Source organism: Pseudomonas sp. 9AZ (assembly GCF_902506525.1).
GTDB lineage: Bacteria > Pseudomonadota > Gammaproteobacteria > Pseudomonadales > Pseudomonadaceae > Aquipseudomonas > Aquipseudomonas peli.
Genome location: NZ_LR733840.1, coordinates 1,610,161 through 1,629,319 on the forward strand (window position 1 = coordinate 1,610,161; position 19,159 = coordinate 1,629,319).

The following is a 19,159-nucleotide window of genomic DNA, read 5'->3' on the forward strand; positions in this document are numbered from 1 at the left end:
GGCCTGTATGGCAGGACGCGGCAGAGGTGCCGACACACAGACTCAAGCCTACACGTCGTGCCGCTCCATCCAGGCCTGGAAATCCGCTTCTTTCAGCGGGTGACTGAAGTGATAGCCCTGCCCCAACGAGCAGCCATGCTGGCGCAGGCAATCAAGTTGCCACTGGCTTTCAATGCCTTCGGCCACGCACTCAAGCCCCAGGTTGCGGGCGATCACCAAGATGGTCTGCACCAATACCAGGCCGCTGCCGTCTTCAGCGTCCATATCCCAGGTAAAGCTGCGGTCAATCTTCAAACGATCCAACGGCAGGCGCTTGAGGTATGTCAGCGAAGAGTAGCCAGTGCCGAAATCATCAATGGCAAACCGCACGCCCAGCGTCTTGAGTGCCTGCATATTGCTGATGCACTGCTCGACTTCTTCCAGCAACACGCCTTCGGTGATTTCCAGCTCCAGCGCCGTGGCCGGCACCTGATGGCGCGCTAAGCACTCACTGATGCGCGCGACGCAGTGACGCTGGCGCAGTTCACGTGGGCTCAGGTTGACTGCCAATACCAGCTGCGGCCACTGCGGTAACCAGCGTGCCAGCGCTGCGCAGGACTGTTCCAGCACCCAGGCGCCGAGTTCCTCGATCAGCCCCGTTTCTTCGGCCAACGGGATAAAGTCGCCGGGCATGACTTCGCCGCGCTCCGGGTGCACCCAACGCAACAGCACTTCTGCGCCGGCAATACGCTCGGTGGCCAACGCCAGTTGCGGCTGAAACACCAAATACAGCTGGTTGCGCTGCACCGCCTGGCGCAATTCGCTTTGCATCTGCAAGCGCTGGTCGATGGCCGCCTGCATCTCCGGGGCAAAGAAATGCAACGCGTTGCGCCCCCCCTGCTTGGCCCGGTACATGGCGGTGTCCGCCTGTTTCAGCACGTCGGAGGCCACCTGACTACCGAAAGGATGCAGGGCGATACCGATACTGGCGCTGATCGACAGCTCGTGGCCATCAATCCAGCAGGTGCCCACCAGGCTTTTTAGCAGCTTCTCCGCTGTAATGGCTGCCGCTTCAGCTGCCAGTTGCGGGTTGCTGTCGAGCCCTTCGAGCAGCACCACAAATTCGTCCCCGCCCATCCGCGCCAGGGTGTCTTCGGCACGTAAACCACTGGCCAGTCGCGCCGTCACCTCACGCAAGAGGCCGTCGCCGACCAGATGACCGAGGCTGTCGTTGACCGTCTTGAAGTGATCCAGGTCGATGAACAACAGGGCGCCCAGGGTATTTTCGCGCTGTTCACGGTCCATCGCATGCTGCAGGCGGTCGAGCAGCAGACGCCGATTGGGCAGACCGGTGAGTTCATCGCTGAACGCCAGTCGCTCAATTTCACGCTGATAACGCTGACGTTCGGAAATATCGGTGACGCTGCCGCGAATCAGCACCGGCTCACCGGGCATGCGCACCAGGCGTACCTCGCACGGAATCTGTCGCCCTTTACTGTCGCGGTGCAACCAGTCGAATACTGGCGCTTCACCGTTCATTGCCCGCTTCAAGTAAACCTTACCCAGCTCAGCCGTAAGCTGGCCATCGGCCTGTTTGTTAGGGCTCAGATCAAACACACGCTTGCTGGCGATTTCCTCGCGGCTATAACCCAGCAAACGCAGGGCATTGTCGTTGCACTCGACCAGCGTTCCGTTGAGATCGAACAGCAGGATCGCTTCAGGTGCATTCTCGACGATGGTGCGGTAGCGCGCCTCGGCCTGCAGGCGCTCGCTGATGTCTTCGACCAGCAACAGAAACATGCGCACCCGACCGGTGCTGTGGCGCACCGCACGCAGGCTGACACGGGTGTGCACCAGGCTGCCGTCGGCCCGACGGAAGCGCTTTTCCAACTCGAACCCTTCACGATGCCCGCTGAGTACCTGGTCGAGCAGCGGCTGTTCGTTTCGCAGGTCATCGTCCTGCGACAGCTCTTCCCAGCTGGCCGCCAGCAGCTGTTCGCGCGAGCGCCCAAGGATGCTGCAGAGCTTATGGTTGACCTCTTCCCAGGCAAAGCTCGGGCTGGTCAGGGCCATACCGATCAGCGGCGCTTCGAAGAACAGGCGCAGCCGCTCATCACGTTCGCGCAGTTGCTGCTCGGCGTATTTGCGCGCACTGACATCCTGCAACGCGCCATACACCCTGACCAGTTCGGCGCCATCACGCTCGGTAATACCGCGGATACGCAGCCAGCGCGTCTTGCCCTTGGCAGTCAGCAGGCGCACCTCAATGTCAAATTGCTCCAGCCCATCAATTAGCTGCTGCAGCACCTGCTCGGCCAATACTCGGCCGCTGGCATCCAGGTAGCTCAGGGCACCACTGAGGTCCGGCGTGCCGTTTTTCGGGTCCAGCTCGTAAATACGAAAGCAGCCGGCGCTCCAGTCCATATTCTGCTCGGGCATGTTCAACACCCAGCCACCCAGGTTGGCAATGTGCTCGGTCTGGCTGAACAGGTAGCTTTGCTTGAGCAGCTCGTCGCTCTGCGAACGCACCTGGGTGGCCAGCTGCTCGCGGGCAGTGACATCACTTTGCAGGGCGACGAAATGGCTAATGCCCTGGTCGTCACGCATCGGCGCAAGGGTAAATTCATTCCAGAACTGCTGACCATCCTTGCGGTAGTTACGCAGCACCACATCGCAGCCCATGCCCTCGCGCACCGCCTGCTGCAAACGGCTCAAGCCCTGTTGCTGCTGATCATCACGCAGCAGGAAGTTCCAGTTGTTGCCCAGGGCTTCCTCGCGGCTGTAACCGGTAATTTGCTCGAACGCCGGGTTGCAGTAGATCAGCGGCAACGCCGGCTGGCGGGCATCAGCAATGATTACGCCCAGTGGGCTGGCCTCCAGCGCCAGGTTGGCCAGGGCCAGTTGCTGCTGTATCTGCGCACTGCGCGCCAGGGCCTGGCGCAGGTCACTCAGGCTGCGCCCCACCAGCAGCGTGGCGAGCATAAACAGCAGTACGCTGAAATGCAGTTCCAGACGTTGCGGGTCGAGCCAGGCTGAACTGTTCACCAGGCCGCGCAACAGCGGCAGAATCAACACCATCAATACACTGAGCGCCGCGCCACAGAGGCCGCCGGCAAAGCCCCAGACCAAGGCCAGGCCCAGCATCATCACGCCGATCAACGGCAAATTAAGGGTTAGCGGCAATACACCGAGCAGCCAAGGCATGCCGATTAACAGCACCAGCAGCAGCGGCCATGGCGGTAACTGGCGTAGCACCTCGGGCACGTGCTCGCAGCCGCTGCGCACGGGGCCCGCCAGCCAACCGCGGCGGCGTAACCAGGGCGTCAGGTAGACCAATAAGGGGATGGCGAGGGCCAAGGCCGTGAGGCTGTCAGCCAGCCATAGCGTCATGCTGCCCGAAAGCAACGCCTCAAGCGGTATGTGGCCGAACAGCCAGAGATTGCCCTGTAACCCCAGCACCATGGGCGCAATTGGCAACAGCACACCGAGTAGCATAAAGCGCAGCAGATGACTGAGATCGGGCAAGGCCGGGTCAAACGGCCGCAACCGTAGCAACAGCCAGGCCAGCGCTACACCCAGGGTTTCCGGCAGGGCATAGAGCGCAGCCCATTGCCACTCCAGCCCCCACAGTGGAATCGACACCGCTGCATTGAGGTAAACCGCCAGCAGTACGCGCGGCCCCCACCACAGCGCAAACACCAGCGCCAAGGCAAACGGCGGATACCACAGCGCCGCCCCGTCGGTGAACTGAGTCGCCAGGGACAGCCAGGTGGCCAGATGGAGCAATGGCAACGGCAGCAGCCAAGTCCAAAGAGATAGGCGGTGGGGAACTGCAGGCATGCTGACCTCATGTCATCGCGCTGATAAAGCATAGTTCAGCGCAGTGATGACAGTATGCCAGTGCGGTCTAGACGGCGTCGCGCGGTAACAACAGACCCAACGGCAGGCACACCCGCGCCTCCAGGCCGCCGCCAGAGCGGTTGCGCAACTCGACGCTGCCGCCATGCAAGGCGGCAATCCGCTTAACGATGGCCAAACCCAGGCCGGCACCTTGCCCGCCCCGGGCGCGGTCACCACGAATAAAGGGATTGAAAATACTGCCCAGCTCCGCCGGATCAATCCCTGTCCCACGGTCCAGGACGCTCAACACCACATACGGCGCGCTGTGGTCACCCGACAGGGAAACCGCCACCTCCACCGCATTGCCGCCATAGCGCAGGGCGTTTTCGATCAGATTGACCAGCAACCGCTTGAGCGACACTCGGCGCAATGGGAACGCTGGAACGGACTCCAGGCACAGCCGGACCATTTCCTGCTTCTGGTTATACGGCGCAACCACTTCACGGATCAGCTCCAGCAAATCCAGCTGCTCCAGCGGCTCGTCACGCCCGTCGCGGATAAAGGCCAGGAACTGGTCGAGAATCGCGTCCATGTCTTCGATGTCGCGCACCATGTCCTCGGTCAGCTCCGAGTCGGTGTGCAGAAACTCCATGGACAAGCGCAGGCGAGTCAGCGGCGTGCGCAGGTCATGCGACACCCCGGCGAGCATCAGCTCCCGCTCGCGGGCTGCCTGTTCAACGTCTTCGGCCATCTGGTTGAAAGCGCGGTACACCTCGGTCATCTCGCTCGGCGTATCGCTGACCGGCAGCCTGACGCTGCGGCCTTTACCGATCTGCCGGGCAGCGAATACCAGGCGCTTGAGCGGTGCACTGAGCTGACGCACAAAAATCCACGCGGCGGCGGTGGACAGTAAGCCAATGGCCAGGAACCAGCCCAGCACACTCCAGATCCGCTGGCCGCGCAGCGGGTGCGGATACAGCGGCACCCGTAACCAGTCGTCACCCAGCGCTGGTGCATGCACCCAAAGCGCCGGCGGGCTCTTGGCGCGCACCCGTACCTCGGTGTCAGGGCCCAGCTCGGTGCGCATCTGACGCTCGAAAATCTCACTGTAGGGCCAGTGCTGTTCGGTGGCGGGCACCTGCTCGTAAGGCACCCGCTTCAGCCCGGCAGCCTCGGCGATGGTGGCGCGGTCTTCCGGGTCCGCCGCCCAATAGGCGCGCAGGGTCAATGCGGCGCCGTGGCTGTACTGACGGTCGACCAGCACATCCTCGTTCATCATCAGATAAACCAGGGTCAGCGCCTTGGAGAACAGCACCACGATCAGTACCAGCCACAGCGTGCGGGCGAAAAAGCTTTGCGGGAACCAGAGAGGGGTTTTCATGCATCAGACCGTAAGCGAACAGTGAAACCGCGCCGCTGTATAAGCAGCCATAGATTCTGGCCAGCCAGAGACAAGGCAAAACCTGCCGTGGAGCAAAAGAGTAAAAGTGCCCAACGATAAGGATGAGCCCAAGGTGCAAAGGGGTTCGCCAACAGCGTTAAAAACCCCGCGAAGATCAGCCAAACCAGCACCGCCACCCTGATTCGTCTGGCGGGCCAACGCACTGCAGCGGCATTTTGCAGCACCGACAGGGCAACAAAAACATACAGCGCGAGGTGCAGCGCAATGCCCCAGCTGATCCCGCCACGCAGGCTCAGCCCGCGTGACGCTGCCATTGATACAGCGGTTTCATGCAGGTACACGAATAGCAAAACAGCCGAAGCGCTTAACAGCAGTGCCTGCAAGCACGCCGTGAGCACCACCCGCCATGTCACTTATTACCATCCGGCACAAACACGTAGCCAACACCCCAGACCGTCTGGATGTAGCGCGGTTTGGACGGATCCGGCTCGATCAGCCGGCGCAGACGGGATATCTGCACGTCGATGGAACGCTCCAGGGCGTCCCACTCGCGGCCACGGGCTAGATTCATCAGCTTGTCGCGGGTCAGTGGCTCACGGGCGTGCTGCACCAGCGCCTTGAGTACGGCGAACTCGCCAGTGGTGAGCATGTGCACTTCCTCACCTTTCTTCAGCTCGCGAGTGGCCAGAGACAGTTCGTATTCGCCGAAACTCACGCTTTCGTCTTCGCTGCCCGGCGCGCCTGGCACAACCGGTGCCTGACGGCGCAGCACGGCCTTGATTCGCGCCAGCAGTTCACGCGGGTTGAACGGCTTGGCCAGGTAATCGTCGGCGCCCAGCTCCAGGCCCTGAATACGGCTGGCTTCATCGCCCTTGGCGGTGAGCATAATGATCGGCACTTGGTTGTTCGACTCACGCAGGCGACGGCAGGCAGACAGCCCGTCCTCACCCGGCAGCATCAGGTCGAGCACCACCAGGTTGAACAGCTCGCGGGCCAGCAGGCGGTCCATCTGCTCGACGTTTTCCACCGCGCGCACACGGTAGCCCTGCTCGTCGAAGAAGCGCTCAAGCAGGCGACGCAGGCGAGCGTCGTCGTCGACGATCAGGATTTTTTCGCCTTCAACAGGAAGTGCAATGCTGCTCATTCAGGGCTCCTTGACCAGACCTCCGCCGGGCGCGGACGCGCTGGCAGTATGCAATAGCCGGCATTATGGCTCAGGTGCCACAGCCGACGTGCAGCCCATTGTTAGCAGATTTTTCCCGGACGGGTTCCCGGCGCGTTGCCGGGCAATGTTTATAATGCGCGGCTTTCGTGTCTGGCCCGTGCTCTGCGTGGCTGGTTTTTCGTTTCCGTGTGGGTAGCTTTTTCTATGCTCAGCATCAACAACCGCATCGCCGAAGAACTGGGCGTACGCCCGCAACAGGTCGCCGCCGCCGTGGCGCTGCTCGACGAAGGCTCTACCGTGCCGTTTATCGCGCGCTACCGCAAAGAGGTTACCGGCAGCCTCGATGACACCCAGCTGCGCACCCTGGAAGAGCGCTTACGCTACCTGCGCGAACTCGATGAGCGCCGCGCCAGCATCCTCGCCAGCATCGAGGAACAGGGCAAACTGACCCCTGAGCTGACCCGCGACATTAACTTGGCTGACACCAAGACTCGCCTGGAAGACCTCTACCTGCCGTTCAAACAGAAGCGCCGCACCAAGGGCCAGATCGCCCTGGAAGCCGGCCTCGGCGAGCTGGCCGACGCCCTGTTTAACAACCCCGAGCTTAATCCCGAAAGCGAAGCTGAGCGCTTTATCGACGCTGAAAAAGGCTTTGCCGACATCAAGGCCGTGCTCGAGGGCGCCAAGTACATCCTGATGGAGCGCTTCGCCGAGGATGCCAACCTGTTGGCCAGCCTGCGCAGCTACCTCAAGGACAACGCCACCCTCAGCGCCCGCGTAGTCGCTGGTAAAGAGAACGAAGGCGCCAAATTCCGCGATTACTTCGAGCACGACGAGAAGCTTAAAGGCGCACCGTCGCATCGTGCCCTGGCGATTTTCCGTGGCCGTAACGAAGGCATCCTCAGCGCCAGCCTGAAAGTCGGCGACGAGCTGCCGGGTAGCATGCACCCGTGCGAAGGCATGATCGGCGAGCGCTTCGGCATCAGCGCCCGTGGCCGCGCCGCCGATAAATGGCTGGGCGAAGTGGTGCGCTGGACCTGGAAGGTCAAGCTCTACACCCACCTGGAAACCGACCTGTTCGGCGAGTTGCGCGAAGCGGCGGAAGACGAAGCGATCAACGTGTTCGCCCGTAACCTGCACGACCTGTTGCTGGCCGCACCGGCCGGCCCGCGTGCCACCCTGGCGCTGGACCCGGGCCTGCGTACCGGCTGCAAGGTGGCGGTAGTGGATGCCACCGGCAAGGTGCTGGAAACCTCCACGGTGTACCCCCACGCACCACGCAACGACTGGGACGGCACCCTGGCGATCCTCGCCAAGCTGTGCGCCAAGCACGCGGTCGACCTGATCTCCATCGGCAACGGCACCGCCAGCCGCGAGACCGACAAGCTGGCCGCGGACCTGATCAAGAAGTTGCCGGGCCTGAATCTGACCAAAGTCATGGTCTCCGAGGCTGGCGCCTCGGTTTACTCCGCCTCGGAACTGGCCGCCAAGGAGTTCCCGGACATGGACGTGTCGCTGCGCGGCGCCGTGTCCATCGCCCGTCGCCTGCAGGACCCGCTGGCCGAGCTGGTGAAGATCGACCCGAAATCCATCGGTGTCGGCCAGTACCAGCACGACGTATCGCAGCTCAAGCTCGCGCGCTCGCTGGATGCGGTGGTCGAGGACTGCGTAAACGCCGTCGGCGTGGATGTGAATACTGCCTCCGCCGCCCTGCTGGCGCGCATCTCCGGACTGAACACCACTTTGGCGCAGAATATCGTTGCCTTCCGCGACGCCAACGGCGCGTTCAACAGCCGTGCCGACCTGCTCAAGGTGCCGCGCCTGGGCGACAAGACCTTCGAACAAGCAGCGGGCTTCCTGCGTGTAATGAACGGCAGCAACCCGCTGGACGCCTCCGCCGTGCACCCGGAAACCTACCCGCTGGTGCAGCGTATCGCCGCCGATACCGGCCGTGATATCCGCTCGCTGATCGGCGATTCGAGCTTCCTCAAGCGCCTCGACCCGAAGCAGTTCACCGACGATAAATTCGGCCTGGTGACCATCGGCGACATCTTGAGCGAGCTGGAAAAACCCGGCCGCGACCCGCGTCCGGAGTTCAAGACCGCCGAGTTCCAAGAAGGCGTGGAAACCCTCAACGATCTCAAACTGGGGATGATGCTCGAAGGCGTGGTGACCAACGTGACCAACTTCGGCGCCTTCGTCGATATCGGCGTACACCAGGACGGTCTGGTCCATATCTCGGCGCTGTCGGAGAAGTTCATTAAAGACCCGCACGAAGCGGTCAAGGCCGGCGACGTGGTCAAGGTCAAGGTTATGGAGGTCGACATCCCGCGCAACCGCATCGCCCTGAGCATGCGCATGGGCGACACCCCCGGCGAGAAGGTCGAAGGCCCGCGTGGTGGCAACCGCAGCGGCAGCAAGCCGGCCGGCAATGCGCCGCGCAGCGAACGCCACTCCAGCCAGGACAAGCCGGCTCCGGCCAGCGGCGGTATGGCGGCGCTGTTTGCCAATGCCAAACAACTGAAGAAATAAGCCAACGCCCACGGACATAGGCGCTATGTCCGTGGGCCGCCCTTGCAGCGTCGCCCAGATGCAAAAGCACAGCGCCCAGCTATAACCTTCTTCATCCGCGCCGGGTTATAAAGCGCTATCGACCGCTGAACGCGGTTTTCTCGCCCCCCTTGTAGAGCGCGCGTGTCGTCCCCATATTGAGGCGACCGATGCGTGAAGGAATGCAATCTTGAGCGACCTGTTACCCCGCCGCCTGGCCCAGCTTGGCGAGCGCGCCAACCTCTCCCTGCTTTCCCAATGCCTGCACGGTATCGAGCGCGAATGCCTGCGCGTCGATGGCGACGGCCAGCTGGCGCTGACGCCGCACCCGGCCGCCCTTGGCTCGGCGCTGACCCATACGCAGATCACCACCGACTACTCCGAATCGCTGCTGGAATTCATCACACCGGCCGAGCCTGATCCGGCGGCGACCCTGGCCGATCTGGAGCAGATCCACCGCTTCGCCTACAGCAAGCTGGATGGCGAATACCTGTGGAGCCCGTCGATGCCCTGCGCCCTGCCGGACGAAGAGACGATCCCGATCGCCCGTTACGGCAGTTCGCATATCGGCGAACTCAAGTACGTCTACCGCAAAGGCCTGGCCCTGCGTTACGGCAAAACCATGCAGTGCATTGCCGGCATCCATTACAACTTCTCGCTGCCGGAAGCGCTGTGGCAACTGCAACAGCAGGCCGAAGGTGATACGCGCAGCGCGCGGGACTATCAGTCGGCGCGTTATATCGCGCTGATCCGCAATTTCCGCCGCTACAGCTGGCTGCTGATGTACCTGTTCGGTGCCTCACCAGCGCTGCATAAAGGTTTTATGCGCGGCCGCCCGCATCAGCTGCAGGAACTGGACGCAGAAACCCTCTACCTGCCCTACGCCACCAGCCTGCGCATGAGCGATCTGGGCTACCAGAGCACCGCCCAGTCCGGCCTGACACCCTGCTACAACGACCTGGCCAGCTACACCGACAGCCTGCGCCAGGCCGTCGGCACGCCCTACCCGCCCTATGTGGAAATCGGTGCGAAGAAGGATGGCGAGTGGCTGCAACTGAACACCAATATTCTGCAGATCGAAAACGAGTACTACTCGAATATCCGCCCCAAACGCGTGACCTACAGCGGCGAGCGGCCGATCCAGGCGCTGATGGCCCGTGGCGTGCAATACGTTGAAGTGCGCTGCCTGGACATCAACCCGTTCCTGCCGCTGGGCATCGACCTGAGCGAATCACGCTTCCTCGACGCCTTCTTGCTGTTCTGCGCATTGGCCGACAGCCCGCTGCTGGAAAGCGGCGAATGCCATGCCTGCACCGACAACTTCCTGGCCGTGGTCAAGGAAGGTCGCCGGCCAGGTCTAGAGCTGCAGCGCAATGACCAGCCAGTGGTGCTGCAGGCATGGGCCGATGAGTTGCTGGAGCAGATCCGTCCGCTGGCCGAGCTGCTCGACCAGAACCACGGCGACAACGCCCATAGCTTGGCCTTGCAGGCGCAACAGGCCAAGGTTGTCGACCCCAGCCTGACACCGTCCGCTCAAGTGCTGGCGCAACTGCAACAGGGCCTGAGCTTTACCGAGTTCGCCTTGCGCCAGAGCAAGCGGCACGCCGAGTACTTCAGCAGCCAGCCGTTGAGCGCCGAACAGCAAGCAGCCTTCGAAGCCAGCGCCGCCCAGTCGCTACACGACCAAGCCGAACTGGAAGCCCACGAAGAAGGCGACTTTGACAGTTTTGCCGCGGCGTATCAGGCCAGCATCCTGGCTCTGGCTGTTTAACCTGCGGAGAATGCCGGCTCGCGCGCAGCCGGCATTTCGCCAACTGCATCACATAAACTGCCAGCGGTGGCAAAAGCGAGATCAGCGGCGCAGCCCTGCCCAAGCGATGCGGCTAGCATTGCACGGGTAAATCCACTGCGAGCTGCCGCCATGGCCTGCGCCGACCTCAACACGGAAGATGACCAGCACTGGAGCCTGGAAAGCCTTAATAAGGCTTACCAACAGGGCTACATGGCAGGGCTGACCGGGCAAACCAACACCCCACGCGCGCTCGCCGCCGATGTGCTGATCGCCGCCTGGGAAGCCGGCTGGGACGACGGCCACGAGCAATTCGAGCTGCACAAACGCTACAGCGCCTGATCCCTCGCTCTACCCAACCCTCATCTGCACACACCGTTCACGCCCACAGCACGTCAATCTGCGCGGCTGTGCATCGCCTTGCCTTTGATCGGCGATTGATTTGCCATAGCGCATTAATTCGATTTTTATTCGATATAAATCGATGAAAACTCATATAGCGTCTTATATTTTGCTTTTAAAGCCGATTTTTATCGGATATAAATAGGCCATCCACTGTCGTGACTCGCCCGCGAGGCATGGCACAGTCGCCGGCCTCTGCTAGTGTCAGATGACCGCCCCAACTGCTCTTGAGGTGCCAAATCATGCCCCGTATCGTTACTGTCGCCGCCACCCAGATGGCCTGCTCCTGGGATACCGCTGCGAATCTCGCCAACGCCGAGCGCCTGGTGCGTCAGGCCGCCGGCAAGGGCGCACAGATCATCCTGCTGCAAGAGCTGTTCGAGGCGCCGTACTTCTGCCAGAAGCCCAACCCGGACTACCTGCAACTGGCCACCCCGGCCGAGAGCAACCCGGCGATCCTGCACTTCCAGAAAATCGCCAAAGAGCTGCAAGTGGTCCTGCCGATCAGCTTCTACGAACTGGCCGGCCGCGCGCGCTTCAACAGCATCGCGATCATCGACGCCGACGGCAGCAACCTCGGGATTTATCGGAAAAGCCATATCCCAGACGGCCCGGGCTACCACGAGAAGTACTACTTCAACCCCGGCGACACCGGTTTCAAGGTATGGAACACCCGCTACGCCAAGATCGGCGTGGGCATCTGCTGGGATCAGTGGTTCCCCGAGTGCGCGCGCAGCATGGCGCTGCTGGGTGCCGAGATTCTGTTCTACCCGACCGCCATCGGCAGCGAGCCGCATGACCCGAGCATCAGCTCGCGCGACCATTGGCAGCGCGTACAGCAGGGCCACGCCGGGGCCAACCTGATGCCACTGATCGCCAGCAACCGCATCGGCCGTGAAGACCAGGGCGATTACCACATCAACTTCTATGGCTCGTCGTTTATCGCCGACCAGTTCGGCGCCAAGGTGCAGGAAGCCAACGAAACCGACGAGGCGGTGCTTATGCACAGCTTCGATCTGGACCAGCTAGAACATATCCGTAGCGCCTGGGGCAGCTTCCGTGACCGCCGCCCGAACCTCTACGGCCCGCTAAAAACCCTCGACGGCCATCTGGCCTCCGAGTAAAAACGCCCCTGTAAAAACGCCCCTATAAGATGGGTGGCGACGCGCAGCGTTAATGTCCATCCGTCCCCGCTCAATGTTTTGGTGAATTTATGACAACCCTGACGACTACCCCACGCGCCGACGGCTTCCGCATGCCCGCCGAGTGGGAAAGCCACAGCCAAACCTGGATGGTCTGGCCTGAACGCCCGGACAACTGGCGCCTGGGCGGCAAGCCCGCGCAAGCCGCGTTCACTGCAGTGGCCAGGGCAATTGCCGAATTCGAACCGGTGACTGTGTGCGTGTCCGCCGGCCAGTACGAGAACGCCTGCGAGCGCCTCGCCCACGCCAATATCCGCGTGGTGGAAATCACCACCGACGACGCCTGGGTGCGCGACACCGGGCCGACCTTCGTCACCGACAACAACGGCGAAGTGCGCGGCGTGGACTGGGCCTTTAACGCCTGGGGCGGTCTGAATGGCGGCCTTTATGCCAACTGGGTACGTGACGATCAGGTGGCGCGCAAGATTCTGCAGATCGAAGGCTGCGCGCGTTATCGCACCGATGAGCTGATCCTCGAAGGTGGCTCAATCCATGTCGACGGCGAAGGCACCCTGATCACCACCGAGGAATGCCTGCTCAACCCCAACCGCAACCCGCACCTGAACCGTGAGCAGATCGAGCAATACCTGGCTGATCACCTGGCCATCGACACGGTAATCTGGCTGCCGGACGGCCTGTTCAATGACGAAACCGACGGCCACGTCGACAACTTCTGCTGTTACGTGCGCCCTGGTGAAGTGCTACTGGCCTGGACCGACGACGCAAACGACCCCAACTACCCGCGCTGCCAGGCCGCCATGCGCGTGCTGGAAAGCGTGCGGGACGCCAAGGGCCGTCAGCTGATCGTGCACAAGATGCCGATTCCCGGCCCGCTGTATGCCAGCGATGAAGAATGCGCCGGCGTCGATCTGGTGGCCGGCACCCAGGAGCGCGATCCGTCGGTCCGTCTGGCGGGTTCCTACGTCAACTTCCTGATCGTCAACGGCGGCATCATCGCGCCCAAGTTCGACGACCCCAAGGATGCCGAGGCCGAGGCAATTCTGCGTCGCCTGTTCCCTGAGCATCGCGTGGTGATGGTGCCGGGCCGGGAGATTCTGCTGGGCGGCGGCAATATTCACTGCATCACCCAGCAGCAGCCGGGCCCGCAAATGGCTGGTTAAACATTCAAGGTAGGATGTAAAGTTTCGCCCTGCCAGTCCGATACAGTTCTGGTGAGCGCCAGTGGGCTGGCAGGGGAAAATGATGTTCAACAAGGCAATTAAACAAGCGCTCAGCAGCGCGCTGGCTAAACTGCGTGCCGCAGAAGCCAGGAAGATGGCCGTCGACCGCTCGACCGCCATGATTGAATTCAAACCTGACGGCACCATCGTCAGCGCCAACGAAAACCTGCTGGCCACAATGGGTTATCGACTTGAGGAAATCGTTGGTCAGCATCATCGCATCTTCTGTTTTCCCGACTACCAAGCCAGTGCCGAGTACCGGAAGTTCTGGCAGCGCCTGGCCGCGGGCGAGTTCATCCGCGAGCGTTTCCTCAGACGCCACAAGCAAGGCCAGGAAGTCTGGCTAGAGGCCAGTTACAACCCGATCAAGGGTCCTGATGGCCGTATTGAAGGCGTGCTCAAGCTGGCTACCGACATTACCGCGCTGGTAGCCCGCGAGCAGGAACAAAACAGCATGGTTGAGGCCATTAGCCGCTCCATGGCCGTAATTGCCTTCAACCCCAAAGGCGAAGTGCTCGAAGCCAATGAAAACTTCGAGCAAACCATGGGTTATCGCCTGAATGAGATTCGCGGCAAACACCACCGCATGTTCTGCACCCGAGAGGAGGCGGACTCCGCCGAATACCGCCGCTTCTGGGAGCGCCTGAACAAAGGGGAGTTCTTCTCCGGTCGCTTCCAGCGCATCAATCGGCATGGCGACACCGTTTGGCTGAGCGCCACGTACAACCCAGTGTTTGACGCCAGCGGCAAGCTCTACAAAGTCGTCAAATTTGCCCGCGATGTCACCGGCCTGGTACGTCAGCAGCAGGCCGAGTCAGAAGCCGCCAAGCTGGCCTACGAGATCTCCCAGCAAACCGATGAAAGCGCTCGCCATGGTGCCAAGGTGATTCGCGAAACCGTTGATGTCGTGCGCGGCATCGCCGATGAGCTGTCACGCGCCGCCGAAGGTATCACCGCTGTCAGCCAGCAATCGGAGATGATCAGCAGCATCGTTCAGGTGATCCGCGGGATTGCCGAGCAAACCAACCTCTTGGCGCTCAATGCGGCCATTGAGGCGGCGCGTGCCGGCGAGCAAGGCCGTGGCTTTGCCGTGGTGGCGGATGAAGTGCGCAACCTGGCCGCGCGCACCAGCCAGGCCACCGTGGAGATTGTCGAGGTCGTCAAGCGCAACCATGAACTGGCGCAGGTTTCGGTCGATAGCATGCAGGCAAGCCGCCACAAGGTTGATCAAGGGGTGAACCTGGTCAACCAGGCCGGTGATGTCATCGAAGAAATCCAGAGCGGCGCACGGCAAGTGGTGGATGCCGTCCGCCAGTTCGCCGACGCCCTGGAAGAGCACTGATTGCGGCGCGCGAGCCGCGCCGCTAGACCGCTGTGAGCAGCATGCCCGGCCGCCAGCGACTGGGCATGCCTCAGTCCTGCATGGCCTCGGTGAATTGCCCAATAGCATCCACCACGCGCTGCGCTTCGTCGCGGATCTCCAGCATCACCTCGCCTGCTTTGTTGGCGAGCAGCACACCCTGCTCAGCCTTCTGTTTACTGCCCTCCATCCCACCAACAGCCTGCAAGGCCAGGTCATGGTTGAGGCGTACCACGTCATTGATCTCCACCGTGGCCTGGCTGGTGCGTGCCGCCAAGTTGCGCACCTCATCCGCTACCACAGCAAAGCCGCGGCCTTGCTCACCGGCACGCGCCGCTTCGATGGCCGCATTGAGCGCCAATAGATTGGTTTGTTCGGCAATCCCGCGGATCACCTGAACGATGCTGCTGATGCGTTCTGACTGCGCGCTCAAGGCCTCGATATTGCCTGCTACCTTTGAAAGCTCATCGGCAATGCCGCGCACCACCTGTACCGTCTCTTCCACGGTGGCAGCGCCCTTGATCGCGCTTTCATCGGTTTCCCGGGCGATATCAAACGCCAGTTGCGCGGCAGCGGATTCGGCCTCACGGTGCTCAATCTGATGGGTGATATCAGTGGCGAACTTGATCACCCCATACAGTCGACCACCCGCGTCATACAGAGGGTTGTACGTCGCCCGCAGCCACACCACGCGCCCGCCTTTGGCCACGCGTTTGAAGCGATCGGCAATGAATTCGCCCTGGTTCAGGCGTTGCCAGAAGCGCCGGTACTCATCACTGGCTGCATCCTCATGGGTGCAGAACTGGCGGTGATTTACACCACGTATCTCCTCCAAGCGATAGCCCATGGTGCTGAGGAAGTTCTCATTGGCCTCCTGCACCTCACCAGCCAGGTTGAACTCGATCACGGCAGTGGAACGGTTGATCGCCTGCAGATAGCTGTCGTGCTGATGCTCAACGTGCATACGCTCGGTGATATCTGCGGCCAGTTTAATCACCTTCACAACCTTGCCCTGGGCATCCCGTACTGGCAGGTAGCTGGCTTCCAGCCAGACTTCACCGCCGCCCTTGGCAATGCGCATGTAGCGATCACTGAAGCTCTCACCGTCAGCCAGACGCTGCCAGAATTTTGCATAACCCGGACTGGCCAGCTGCGCTTGGCTGCAGAACATGCGGTGGTGCTGGCCGCGTACTTCTTCCAGGCGATAGCCCATGACGGCGAGAAACGGCGCGTTGGCATCGAGAATCTCGCCCTGGACGGTGAACTCGATCATGGCGAAAGTTTGTCGGATGGCCCCGATTACTTGCTGGCTGGCCGCCAGCTGTAACTGGCACTGCTGTAATTCACTGTGACTCTTTGATCCGAACATTTAAGCGCCTCAAGCAGGACAAAATTGCTCAGGGCAGATGATCAATAACTCATCCCTGATCAACCAGCGTATCGACACGCGGTGGATAACGTTTAGCTCAGATTCACTGCGCGCGCATGGCCCGCGCCGTACTTTCTGCATCCAGCGTTCGCAACGCCTGGTACTGGCTGACAAATACCTGCCCGCCAAAGCGCTGCAGAAACTCCGAACGCTGCAGCCGATCCATCACCGGCCCCTTCACTTCGGCCAGGTGCAGCTGCACGCCTGCGCTGTGCAGACGCTCGCTGATCGCCTCCAGGGTATCCAGCGCACTGGCATCAATTTGATTGACCCCGGAGCACATCAGCACCAGATGCCGCACGCTGGAACGTTGGGCGATCAGCGCGCCGATACGCTCTTCCAGAAACCGCGCATTGGGGAAGTACAGGCTTTCATCGACGCGCAGCGACAGCACGCTGGGGCTTTCCACGACCTGATAGCGCTCGACATTGCGAAAGTGCTCGCTGCCGGGCAGCTGGCCGACCACCGCCATATGCGGCCGGCTGGTACGCCAGAGAAACAACAGGAGCGACAAGCTCACCCCGAGCAGAATGCCGGCCTCAACACCGTACAACAGCACGCCAACCAGCGTTGCCAGCTGCGCCATCCCTTCCTGCGGTGAGTAGCGCCAGGTGCGGCGCAGGCTGGATACATCAATCAGCCCCACTACCGCGACAATAATGCTCGCGGCCAATACCGCTTGCGGCAGGTGCTGCAGCAACGGCGCCAGCCCCAGAACCGCCGCCAGCATCAACCCCGCCGCAAACACACCCACCAACGGCGTGGCCACATTGCTTTGCAGCGCCAGCGCCGAGCGCGAAAAGCTCGCCGCGACCGGCATGCCACCACTGAATGCGGCAGCGATGTTGGCGGCGCCCTGACCGAGCAGTTCCTGGTCAGGGTTGATCGACTGACGCTTGCGCATCGCCTGGCTCTGGGCAATGGACACCGACTCGACAAAGCCCACCAGGGCAATCAACACGGCTGCCGGCAGCAACTCGCGCAGCAAGCCCAGCTCCAGGCTTGGGAGGACCAGCGGCGGCAAGCCCGCCGCCACCGTGCCGACCACACGCACGCCATACGCCTCCAGCTGCAGCACCGCGCCGAGGGCCATCGCCAATAGCATCAGCAGCAACGCACTCAACTGCCTGATACGCAGTGCTAGCGCTTCAGACAAACCGAACATACCCAGGTTACGCAGCAGCACCAGCAACGCCAGGCTGCCCAGCCCCAACAGCAGCGTCGGCAGGTGCAGCGCCGGTAACTGCGCATACAGCGCGGGCAGCACCTGCAACAGGGTCAAGCCGTCGGCGGAGATGCCCAATAAATGCTTGAACTGGCTGACTGCAATCAGCAACGCCGAGCCGCTAACAAAACCGGAAATCACCGGATGGCTAAGAAAGTTGGCGACAAAGCCCATCCGCAACAGGCCCATCAGCAGCAGGAAGACGCCGACCAGCAGGGTCAAGGTGGTGGCCGCTGCCAGATACGCCGCAGTACCAGCGGCAGCCACCGGGGCCAAGGCCGCCGCAGTCATCAGCGATAGCACCGCCACCGGGCCGAACGACAGTGCCACGCCGGGGCTGGCCCCGATCAGGGCATAGACAACCAGCGGCAGAATGCTCGCGTACAACCCTGCCACCGCCGGCAATCCGGCCAGCTGCGCATAGGCCAACGCCTGTGGCACCAGCAGCAGACAGACCAGGCAGGCGGCGAGCAGATCGCGGCCAGCCTGATCGCGGTCGTAACGACGCAAGGTAGTCAGCAGCGTCCACCTAGAGAACATTCAGCGGCACCTTGAGGTAACGCACACCATTGTCTTCGGCGGGCGGCAGATGGCCGGCGCGCATATTCACCTGCACCGAGGGCAGCATCAGCGCCGGCATGCCCAGGCTGGCATCGCGGGCCTGACGCATGGCGACAAAGGCCTCCTCGTCGACGCCCTGGTGCACATGCACGTTATGCACGCGCTGCTCGGCCACGGTGGTCTGGTAGCGATGCAGCTCACGCCCCGGCGCCAGGTAGTCGTGGCACATGAATAGTCGGGTGCTGCCTGGCAGGGCAAACAGCCGACTAATCGAACGGTACAACGCCCGTGCATCGCCACCCGGAAAGTCGCAGCGCGCGGTACCGTAATCCGGCATAAACAGGGTATCGCCGACAAACGCTGCATCGCCGATCAGGTAGGTCATGCAGGCTGGTGTATGCCCAGGGGTATGCAGGGCACGGGCATTTAGCGAACCGAGCTGAAACACCTGCTCATCGCGGAACAACTGATCGAACTGGCGGCCATCAACGGCGAACTCGCTGCCGGCATTGAACAACTTGCCGAAGGTGTTTTGCACCACGCGAATCTGCTCGCCAATTGCCAGCTGCCCGCCCAACGCGGCCTTGAGATAGGGCGCAGCGGACAGGTGGTCGGCATGTACATGGGTTTCCAACAACCACTGCACGCTCAGGTCCTGCTCGCGCACGTAGGCGATCAAGCGGTCGGCGCTGGTGGTGGCGGTTCGCCCGGCCGCCGCATCGTAATCCAGCACCGAGTCGATAATGGCGCACTGCGCAGTGGCTGGGTCGCTGACGACATAACTGTAGGTCGAGGTGGCAGGGTCGAAAAAAGCCTGAATGAGCGGGGACATGGCAGCTCCAACCGACCGGCGGCGAAACCGGTCGGTATTGCAGTGGGTTAACCCTTGGTCTTGCAGGTGCTGATACCCAGCAGCGGGTAAAGCGGACAGAAGCGAAACAGACCGGTTGCCAGCGGCACGATGCCGATCAGCCCCCAGAGGCCAATCACGCCGCTCAGGCTCAAGCCCAACAGAATCAGACCTGCGACAATGCGCAGGCTACGGTCGAGGGTGCCAACATTTGCTTTCATAGT

General features: G+C 61.9%; 13 protein-coding genes and 3 pseudogenes. 7 read left to right on the top strand and 9 right to left on the bottom strand.

Translation table 11 applies throughout. The annotated features are described in order from the left end of the window. Positions 1–48: 48 nt before the first annotated feature. From ALTER154_RS07525 to ompR, 4 genes are all read right to left on the bottom strand, one after another. Positions 49–3,819: an EAL domain-containing protein gene (locus tag ALTER154_RS07525; protein WP_160085910.1), complete on the bottom strand. Its 3,771-nt coding sequence runs from the start codon at positions 3,817–3,819 to the stop codon at positions 49–51. 67 nt (positions 3,820–3,886) lie between these two features. Further along, complete coding sequence (locus ALTER154_RS07530; RefSeq protein ID WP_090250417.1) at positions 3,887–5,200, bottom strand: ATP-binding protein; 1,314 nt, start codon at positions 5,198–5,200, stop codon at positions 3,887–3,889. Beyond that, entirely contained in the window at positions 5,197–5,604 is a 408-nt protein-coding gene (locus ALTER154_RS07535; protein ID WP_160085912.1) for a hypothetical protein, read from the bottom strand. The genes ALTER154_RS07530 and ALTER154_RS07535 overlap by 4 nt, the downstream gene beginning before the upstream one ends. Before the next feature lie 26 nt (positions 5,605–5,630). Next, positions 5,631–6,365: a two-component system response regulator OmpR gene (gene ompR / locus ALTER154_RS07540; protein ID WP_160085914.1), complete on the bottom strand. Its 735-nt coding sequence runs from the start codon at positions 6,363–6,365 to the stop codon at positions 5,631–5,633. Positions 6,366–6,590: 225 nt separating this feature from the next. Here ompR and ALTER154_RS07545 point away from each other — a divergent pair, with 225 nt between their 5' ends. The 7 genes and pseudogenes from ALTER154_RS07545 to ALTER154_RS21215 form a co-directional block, all read left to right on the top strand. Next, positions 6,591–8,918: a Tex family protein gene (locus ALTER154_RS07545; protein WP_160085916.1), complete on the top strand. Its 2,328-nt coding sequence runs from the start codon at positions 6,591–6,593 to the stop codon at positions 8,916–8,918. 208 nt (positions 8,919–9,126) lie between these two features. Then, the gene (gene gshA, locus ALTER154_RS07550) at positions 9,127–10,707 is read left to right on the top strand and encodes a glutamate--cysteine ligase (RefSeq protein ID WP_160085918.1); all 1,581 of its coding nucleotides are present in this window, start codon (positions 9,127–9,129) and stop codon (positions 10,705–10,707) included. A 150-nt stretch (positions 10,708–10,857) separates the two neighbouring features. Further along, positions 10,858–11,067 carry a ribosome modulation factor gene (rmf, locus tag ALTER154_RS07555; RefSeq protein WP_160085920.1) on the top strand — a complete coding sequence of 70 codons (210 nt, stop codon included), beginning with the start codon at positions 10,858–10,860 and terminating at the stop codon, positions 11,065–11,067. Between the two features lie 302 nt (positions 11,068–11,369). Then, positions 11,370–12,251 carry an N-carbamoylputrescine amidase gene (aguB, locus tag ALTER154_RS07560; RefSeq protein WP_160085922.1) on the top strand — a complete coding sequence of 294 codons (882 nt, stop codon included), beginning with the start codon at positions 11,370–11,372 and terminating at the stop codon, positions 12,249–12,251. A gap of 89 nt (positions 12,252–12,340) precedes the next feature. Further along, complete coding sequence (gene aguA / locus ALTER154_RS07565; protein ID WP_160085924.1) at positions 12,341–13,450, top strand: agmatine deiminase; 1,110 nt, start codon at positions 12,341–12,343, stop codon at positions 13,448–13,450. 154 nt (positions 13,451–13,604) lie between these two features. After that, positions 13,605–14,309: pseudogene (locus tag ALTER154_RS21210) on the top strand (PAS domain-containing protein); the annotation flags it as partial. Positions 14,310–14,408: 99 nt separating this feature from the next. Then, positions 14,409–14,852: pseudogene (locus ALTER154_RS21215) on the top strand (methyl-accepting chemotaxis protein); the annotation flags it as partial. Positions 14,853–14,922: 70 nt separating this feature from the next. Here ALTER154_RS21215 and ALTER154_RS21220 read toward each other — a convergent pair. The 5 genes and pseudogenes from ALTER154_RS21220 to ALTER154_RS07590 all read right to left on the bottom strand — a co-directional run bounded on the left by ALTER154_RS21220 (position 14,923) and on the right by ALTER154_RS07590 (position 19,156). Further along, the gene (locus ALTER154_RS21220; RefSeq protein ID WP_372239945.1) at positions 14,923–15,375 is read right to left on the bottom strand and encodes a methyl-accepting chemotaxis protein; all 453 of its coding nucleotides are present in this window, start codon (positions 15,373–15,375) and stop codon (positions 14,923–14,925) included. A gap of 90 nt (positions 15,376–15,465) precedes the next feature. After that, positions 15,466–16,239, bottom strand: a pseudogene (locus ALTER154_RS21225) (PAS domain-containing protein); the annotation flags it as partial. Positions 16,240–16,342: 103 nt separating this feature from the next. Beyond that, the gene (locus ALTER154_RS07580) at positions 16,343–18,064 is read right to left on the bottom strand and encodes a SulP family inorganic anion transporter (RefSeq protein ID WP_160085930.1); all 1,722 of its coding nucleotides are present in this window, start codon (positions 18,062–18,064) and stop codon (positions 16,343–16,345) included. Beyond that, complete coding sequence (locus ALTER154_RS07585; RefSeq protein WP_160085932.1) at positions 18,054–18,917, bottom strand: MBL fold metallo-hydrolase; 864 nt, start codon at positions 18,915–18,917, stop codon at positions 18,054–18,056. Before ALTER154_RS07585 ends, ALTER154_RS07580 begins: the two co-directional genes overlap by 11 nt. A 47-nt stretch (positions 18,918–18,964) precedes the next feature. Beyond that, complete coding sequence (locus ALTER154_RS07590) at positions 18,965–19,156, bottom strand: DUF2892 domain-containing protein (RefSeq protein WP_160085934.1); 192 nt, start codon at positions 19,154–19,156, stop codon at positions 18,965–18,967. Between the last annotated feature and the right edge of the window lie 3 nt (positions 19,157–19,159).